This window comes from Sulfurimonas sp. (assembly GCF_028714975.1).
Lineage (GTDB): Bacteria > Campylobacterota > Campylobacteria > Campylobacterales > Sulfurimonadaceae > Sulfurimonas.
The window spans coordinates 45093-52973 of record NZ_JAQTLH010000012.1; the positions used below are offsets into that span (position 1 = coordinate 45093).

A 7881-nucleotide genomic window follows, 5' to 3' on the forward strand; every position below is an offset into this window, starting at 1 on the left:
GAGATATATGGAACTTTTAAATATAAAAAATTTGGATTTAGCGGGTAAAAAAGTTTTTATTCGATGTGATTTTAATGTCCCGATGGATGAGTTCGGAAATATATCCGATGACCGCCGTATTCGTTCGGCGCTCTCTACCATTAACTATTGTTTAGATCACGGTTGTGCGGTTGTTTTGGCATCCCATCTCGGTCGCCCCGACGGTCAGGTCGTTGCTAAGTACTCACTGCTTCCGGTGGCTAGAAGAATTCACCATCTGCTAAAGAGAGAAGTAGCGCTTGCGCAAGATGTTATAGGAGAAGATGCATTAAGCAGAGCCGCTGCACTTAAGTCAGGTGAAGTTCTTCTTCTTGAAAATCTTCGTTATGAAGAGGGTGAGACGAAAAATGATGCGGAGTTGTCAAGAAAATTGGCATCTATGGCGGATTTTTACATAAATGATGCTTTTGGCGTAAGTCATAGAGCACACTCTTCGGTTGAGGGAATAACTCATTATTTTGACAACAAACATAAAGCTGCCGGTTTTTTACTACAAAAAGAGATAGAGTTTTTAGGTAAAATTATACAAAATCCTGTTCGCCCGTTTGCAGCTATTATCGGCGGCTCAAAAGTATCCGGTAAACTTGAAGCGTTGATTAACTTGCTTCCTAGAGTCGATAAGGTATTAATCGGCGGGGGAATGGCGTTTACATTCTTAAAAAAACTCGGGTATGATATAGGTGCTTCACTAGTAGAGGATGATTTGCTTGAAGAAGCGGGTCGTGTTATGCAAGAGGCTACGAAACTGGGAGTTAAATTTTATCTTCCGGTAGATGTCGTAGCGGCGGAGAAGTTTTCGGAGGATGCTATAAGCAAGCTGGTCTCCGTTCAAGAGATACCTGAAGGATGGATGGGCTTAGATATCGGACCTGCCACCGTAAGACTATATAGAGAAGTTTTAAGCGATGTACAGACTGTTCTTTGGAATGGACCTATGGGCGTTTATGAGATGGATAGATTTGCACGCGGCTCAAACAAAATAGCTAATTTCGTAGCCGATAGCTATGCTACGACGATCGTCGGCGGCGGTGATACTGCCGATCTTGTTCAAAGAATCGGAGTAGACGACGAGATGACGTTTATCTCAACAGGCGGAGGTGCTTCGCTAGAACTATTAGAGGGCAAAATCTTGCCGGGTGTAGCATCTTTAATGATTGAAGAGGATTGATTTTGATAATTGCAGCGAATTTAAAAACAAATCTAACACGAGAAAAAAGTGTTAAGTATATAAAAGAGGTAGAAAATTTTTTAGATAAAAATAGTATCTCGCAAGAGGTTTTAGTTTTTCCTGCAATATCCAATTTAAATCGACATTCAGGAAGAGTAACCATTGGGACGCAAAACGCGTATCCGACTATAAACGGCGCTTTTACTGGCGAAATAGGATATGAACAGCTAGAAGAGTTTGGCATAAAAACTATTTTAATCGGGCATAGCGAAAGAAGACATGTTATAGGCGAAACTCAAGAGATGCTTGTAAAAAAGTTTGATTTTTACAAAGAACTCGGTTTTAAAATCATCTACTGTGTCGGAGAGCCTCTTGAGGTTAGAGAAGCGGGACACGAAAAGATGATGGAGTATATATCCAAGCAGTATGCGGGGATAGATGTTACATATGAAAATCTAATTATTGCGTATGAACCGGTTTGGGCAATCGGAACTGGGCTTACACCGACTTTAGAAGATATTGTAGCTATCCATAAAGAGTTAAAAGCCAAATCAAGCGCACCTCTTCTTTATGGAGGAAGCGTAAAAGTTACAAATGCAAAAGAGGTTTTGGCACTTGAAGGCGTAGACGGTATTTTAGTAGGCAGTGCAGCGTTATATGTGGAGCATTTTTGTACAATGTGCGAGTATGCAGAAAAATTAAATAAATAATCAAGGAGAATATATAAAGATGATAATGAAGGGCAAAAAAGGTTTAATAGTAGGACTTGCAAATGACAAATCAATAGCGTACGGAATAGCAAAAGCTTGTCACGAGCAAGGTGCGGAGTTAGCGTTTACATACTTAAATGATGCATTAAAAAAGAGAGTAGAGCCGTTGGCAGAGAGTTTTGGCAGTGATAAAGTTTATGAGCTTGATGTCTCAAACGAAGAGCATATGTCAAAAATCGCAGGTTTGATAGAGAAAGATTTCGGAAAGATTGACTTTTTAGTTCACTCTGTTGCGTTTGCTCCAAAAGAAGCACTCAGCGAGCCGTTTATGAAGACTACAAAGCAAGCGTTTGCTATTGCGATGGATATCTCCGTCTACTCTTTGATAGATTTAACAAACCGTTTAGAGTCTGTTTTAAGCGATGATGCTTCAATTCTTACTCTCTCTTATCTAGGCGGCCCGAAATATATAGTAAACTACAATGTTATGGGTGTAGCAAAAGCCGCACTTGAATCAACGGTTAGATATATGGCTGTTGATTTGGGTAAAAAAGGTCAACGCGTTAATGCAATCTCTGCGGGACCTATTAGAACTCTTGCAGCTGCGGGAATCGGTGATTTTAAACAGATTCTTAATTGGAATGAGATTAATTCACCGCTGAAGAAAAATGTAACAACGGAGCAGGTCGGTAATTCGGCTATGTATCTTTTGAGTGATTTGGCATCAGGCGTGACTGGTGAAATCCACTATGTAGATGCAGGATATAACATTATGGGAATGGCTGCTGCCGAAGTTAACGAGGATGGTAAAACTGTTCTCTCTTGGGATGCTGCTAAATAATAACTTTAATGCAGTTTAACTCTTACCAAAAGAGTTAAACTGCCACTTTCCAATGGGCACTATATTGCCTAATTTTTAATCAATTATCCCTCTTCATAATAAAATCAATATGTCATAATCTCTTCATTAGAAAAAGGATATGAAATGAAATTTATTAAACTTAGTTTATCAGTAGCCCTTATTACGACGATGGCATTTGCAGAAGAAGAAAAAAAATCTGATTTTGGCATAAGTGCAAATATGGCAATTACAAGTAACTACATATTTAGAGGTATGACTCAAACCAAGAACAGCCCTGCTGTTCAAGGCGGAGTCGACTTAGAGTATAAAGGTTTATATGTAGGCGTTTGGGGATCAAATGTTGATTTTGGAGATACGAAAAACTCTTTAGAAGCGGATATTTACGGTGGATACAAGAGTGAATTAGCCGGAATCGGTTTTGATATCGGTGCTATTGAATATTCTTATCCTAATATGTCAAATGAATACAACTTTGCAGATGTATATTTCGGGTTAAGTAAAGAGTGGGAAAAATTTGGCGTAAAAGCGAAATATAACAAGAGTATTAAAACTAATAATTTAAATCCTCAAGATTTTTGGGAAATCGGTGCTTCGGCTAAATTGCCTTACGATGTAGGATTTAGTGCTAATTACGGCGACTATCACAATATTGGTACATACTACTCCATAGGATTAAACAGAGCATTTGAAAAATTTGAGTTAAGCATTACGTATATTGACTTTAACCATGGAATTGATTCCGCTGCTGATGAAGAGAATATTGTAGGTACGGTTACCTTTAGGTTTTAACTGATATTACGCATTAAAACGAACGAGTCCGTTTTAACTGCAGGGGCAAATGTCCCTTGCAGCCCCCATCCTATAATTTATTTTACATCTCCTATGATAGGCATAGAAGATATTTTTTGCGTGTGAGACTCTGCTGTAGTTGAGTTATGCTCCTTGTTATAAACTCCCATTTTATCTACATACTCTTGCAAAACAAAATTTCTACTTTCATCCTCATTTTTCTTTTTGATGGTTTCATTTTTTTCAACCGTAGGAGTCCACTCCTCTTTTACCCAACTATCAAGCTTATTTTGCAAAAAGCTGCTTTTTTTATTTTCCAATTCCCCTGAGATACTGTTCAAAGCCCTGTTTTGTGATGGATTTGCACCGTCTACCTTGCTGCAGGAAGTTAAAAGTACGACCGCCGATATAGCTAATATTAAATTATTCATAGTGCAAGTATACATAAATAATTCCAAAATATTATAAAAATATTAATACTTTTCTATAAGTTAATCTTAAATTAAAGATAAATGTGACATTATGCTGACAATGTATTGACATTTTGTTGACAATATGTTGGCAATTTTTAAATTTGGAGAGTTAAAATGAGATTAACGAAATTAAGTTTAATAGCAGCAATGCTAATAGGTTCAAGTGCATTTGCAATTGAAAACACAAAAGTTTCAGGTAATGCTAAATTGTATTATGGAACGCAAGATTCTGACGCAGCTAATTCGCCGAGTATGTTTACTAAAGATTCAGGCTACACTAACTTTGCCGCTCGTGCAGATTTAACTACCGATTTGACAAAAGGCGTTTCTGCCGGTGTAGGTATGCAAGTAGTTACAACTTTAGGCGTTGAGCATAACTTAGTCGACAGCGTTTGGTCAAACGCTCATACTGCGGCTGGTTCTAGCGGTGCATCTTTTGCGGGTGGTGCTCAAGTTGAAAGCGCTATGTGGGTTGATGAAGTATGGCTTGCAGGCAGCGCATTTGATACTACGGTAAAAATCGGTCGTCAATCGCTTGATACGCCGCTTGCTTTTACTGAAAAATGGGGTGTTGATAAAAACACTTTTGAAGCGGTTGTTTTAATCAACCAAAGCATAAAAGATACTACTTTAGTTGCTACTTACATCGGTAAATCAAACGGCAGTGCAGATGATAGAGCAAGTTTGCGTGAAGGCGGTGCGGGTAGCTTAAATAATTTAGGTTTGGCTGCGGCGGGTTATGTTGCTGCTAAAGGAGCTTTTAGTACATTCGGTACAAACGGTACATATGCGTACGGTATCGTAAATAACTCGGTTAAACCTTTAACTGTTCAAGCTTGGTATTATGATATGGTGAGACTTGCTAAAGCATATTGGCTACAAGCTGATTTAAATATAGACGGTATTTTAGCAGGTGTTCAATATATGAATACCAAGGCAGATGCAGCGCCATCGGCTGATACGACAGGATACGCCGCAATGTTAGGTTATAAGATGAAAGATGTTGCTACTTTTAAAGTTGCATACTCTTCAATCGACGATGACGGTCTTTTAGGTGTGGCAAACACTGCAACTGGTTCATTTGCTACTAAAGGCGGACAATCTAAGCTATATACCGAAATGTGGTGGAATCGTGGTTTAGTATCTGCAGCAGGTGCTGATTCTTATAGTATTACTGCTCAAACAAAAGTTGGTCCTGATATAGGACTTCTTGCCGGTTTTTATGCTGCAGACATAGCGCCAAAAGGTGCAGGATTAACTCTATTTGAAGAGAAAAAAGTAAAAGAGATTACCGTTGCTGCTTCTAAATCTTTTGGACCGCTTGATACTTCGTTGGCACTTATCTTTGCAGATACGGATGCGCTTAACAATGCAAACGATGTAAAAAGTACAGATGTTCAAGTCTATTTAACATATAACTTCTAATAGTGCTACATATTAGAATTATCCTTTAAAACAGCCCATTTTCTCTTTTCTCCTTCCTGTTTTTGGAGAAAATGGGCGCTCTTATAAACTTTTTGCTATAATTTCTTTATGATGGAATTACTGAAAAAAATCTCTTATATTTTGTTTATGCTGTTTCTAATCTCTATAATTTCATTTTTGGCGATTCATGCGGCACCTAATAGTTTTTTTGGGGCAGGCGAGTTAAATCCAAATATGACGGAGGAAGCCATAGCCGTACTAAAGGCTGTTTACGGGCTTGATAAATCACTCTCGCAGCAATATATCGACTGGGTTGTAAATCTTTTTTCACTAAATTTCGGTATCTCTTTTGTAAGCGGTCAAGATGTTGCAAAAGAGATATTCAAGCGACTTCCTGTTACTTTGATTATGAATATTATTGCACTTGTCGCCGTCTTTGTTATATCTCTATATCTGGGGATAAAATCGGCTCTAAACTATGAAAAAAAGAGTGATTATATTATTCGTCAGATATCACTTGTCTCTTTTTCTATGCCGTCATACTATTTAGCACTGCTTTTTATAATCTTTTTTTCTTTAACTTTAAATCTGTTTCCCATAGCAGGATTGCACTCAATCGAGCCAAAAGAGGGATTTTCTTACTATCTTGACATGGCATGGCACTTGGTTTTGCCGGTCGGAGTTATGATATTTGTCGGTCTTGGAAGCATGATAATCTATATCCGCTCCCTAACTCTGGAGATACTAAAGAGCGATTACTACTACTTTGCCTTATCTCGCGGGCTTGATAAAAAAAAGCTGCTTCGTTACTATATATTGCCGAATTTGCTTCCGCCGATAATTACGCTTTTGGGATTGTCTTTGCCGGGGCTTATAGGCGGCAGTGTGATTTTAGAGTCTATTTTCGGCATTGAGGGGATGGGTCAGCTCTTTTTTATGAGTGCTCTGAGTCGTGACTATCCGATAATTATGGGCACTTTGATGATAACGGCATTTTTAACGCTTTTGGGGAATATGATTGCGGATTTGATACTGCTAAAATTAAATCCGTATATGAAGAGAGAGTAAAAATAAAATTTGTTGTTATTCTTTTAAGATTGCCGCGCCTGTCATTGCGAGCGAAGCGCGGCAATCTTTATTTATTTAGAGTATTTAATCAGTTAAACAATGCTTTTAATGCATCAACACCATCTTTTTGCTTTTGCGGCTCATTCTTTTCGATAGTTTTGCCTATCTTACTATCATTTTCAACAAGTTCGATGTTTAATCCGCTTAACATTGACGCCAAACGGATATTTATGCCGTTTTTACCGATAGCTTTTGATTTTTGATCCGATGGAAGCGTAATAATCGCTTTGGTAGCCTCACCGTTCTCATTTCTTATAATTTCAACGGCAGATATGATAGCAGGGCTCATAATTCTTGATAAAAAAAGTTCAGGAATAGATGTGTACTCTATACAATCTATATTTTCCCCGATTAACTCCTGACTTACGGCATTGATACGAACACCTTTTACGCCCACGGTAGCACCAACGGCGTCTACTTGAGGGTGTGTGCTTATAAGTGCTATTTTAGCTCTCTCGCCGGGAATACGAGCGCTTTTTTCTACGATAACGGTTCCATCCGCAATTTCAGGAACTTCAAGTGCCAAAAGCTCTTCTAAAAATTTTGGTGAAGTGCGTGATAGTTCGATTTGGATGCCGTTGTCTTTGTCCATATTTACGTGACGGACTACTGCTTTTAAGTGGTCGCCGACTTTAAATTTCTCACCTTTTATACGGCTTTTCATCGGCAGTACGGCTCTGATTTCATCAATTTCTATGTAAGTTGCATTTTGAGGATCGACTCTAGTAACTCTGCCTGTGACGAGTGTACCGATTTTTGATTTGTATTTGTTAAAAATCTCATCTTCTACCAATCTTTGAATATGATACTCTATCTCACGATGAAGCGACGATGCGGCTGTTCTGCCATACTGTTCTAAATCATGCGGGATTTGAAGTTGATCGTCAAGTTCTACTTGGTCATCATACCCTCTTGCTTCTTTTATAGAGATATAAGCCGGAGCGATATTTGGATCTTGAAGTTTTTCATCATTATCTTCTACAACGGTAATTGTTTGAATGATATCAATAGTTTTTGTTTGGTTGTTTATAACTGCCTCAAAAGCAAATTTCGGGTTTATAACTCTCTTTGCCGTTTGAATAAATGCCGCTTTTAAAGCTTCGGTTACTTTTTCAGGGTTGAGACCTTTTTCATGCGCAATTGCTTCGACTATATCTAAAATTTTTTCTATTATTGTATCCTTGTACAGGGTTGTCTCATAAAAAAACAGTGTTAAAAAATATAGGGATTTCTTATGAAGTTATGACATTATACCAAAATAGCATAAAATCATCTTTAATACGATTT

8 protein-coding genes are annotated in these 7881 nt (G+C 38.1%); 6 read left to right on the forward strand and 2 right to left on the reverse strand.

Features of this window, described 5'->3' with window-relative positions; translation table 11 throughout:
• The first annotated feature begins 7 nt into the window (after nt 1-7).
• From pgk to PHQ93_RS09905, 4 genes are all read left to right on the forward strand, one after another.
• Nucleotides 8-1207: a phosphoglycerate kinase gene (pgk, locus tag PHQ93_RS09890; protein WP_299943840.1), complete on the forward strand. Its 1200-nt coding sequence runs from the start codon at nt 8-10 to the stop codon at nt 1205-1207.
• A gap of 2 nt (nt 1208-1209) precedes the next feature.
• Nucleotides 1210-1917 (forward strand): triose-phosphate isomerase, encoded by a 708-nt coding sequence (locus tag PHQ93_RS09895; protein ID WP_299943843.1) that lies wholly within the window; start codon nt 1210-1212, stop codon nt 1915-1917.
• A gap of 19 nt (nt 1918-1936) precedes the next feature.
• Nucleotides 1937-2758: an enoyl-ACP reductase FabI gene (fabI, locus tag PHQ93_RS09900; RefSeq protein WP_299912213.1), complete on the forward strand. Its 822-nt coding sequence runs from the start codon at nt 1937-1939 to the stop codon at nt 2756-2758.
• 144 nt (nt 2759-2902) lie between these two features.
• Nucleotides 2903-3568 carry a TorF family putative porin gene (locus PHQ93_RS09905; RefSeq protein WP_299943846.1) on the forward strand — a complete coding sequence of 222 codons (666 nt, stop codon included), beginning with the start codon at nt 2903-2905 and terminating at the stop codon, nt 3566-3568.
• A gap of 77 nt (nt 3569-3645) precedes the next feature.
• Here the strand turns inward: PHQ93_RS09905 and PHQ93_RS09910 are convergent, their stop codons facing one another.
• Nucleotides 3646-3999, reverse strand: coding sequence for a hypothetical protein (locus tag PHQ93_RS09910; RefSeq protein ID WP_299943849.1), 354 nt, complete (start codon nt 3997-3999; stop codon nt 3646-3648).
• Between the two features lie 156 nt (nt 4000-4155).
• Between PHQ93_RS09910 and PHQ93_RS09915 the strand changes: the two genes are divergently transcribed.
• Nucleotides 4156-5466, forward strand: a complete 1311-nt coding sequence (locus PHQ93_RS09915) for a hypothetical protein (protein ID WP_299943852.1) — start codon at nt 4156-4158, stop codon at nt 5464-5466.
• Nucleotides 5467-5574: 108 nt separating this feature from the next.
• Nucleotides 5575-6534, forward strand: a complete 960-nt coding sequence (locus tag PHQ93_RS09920; RefSeq protein ID WP_299943855.1) for an ABC transporter permease — start codon at nt 5575-5577, stop codon at nt 6532-6534.
• An 88-nt stretch (nt 6535-6622) separates the two neighbouring features.
• Here the strand turns inward: PHQ93_RS09920 and nusA are convergent, their stop codons facing one another.
• Entirely contained in the window at nt 6623-7765 is a 1143-nt protein-coding gene (nusA, locus tag PHQ93_RS09925) for a transcription termination factor NusA (protein WP_299943861.1), read from the reverse strand.
• Between the last annotated feature and the right edge of the window lie 116 nt (nt 7766-7881).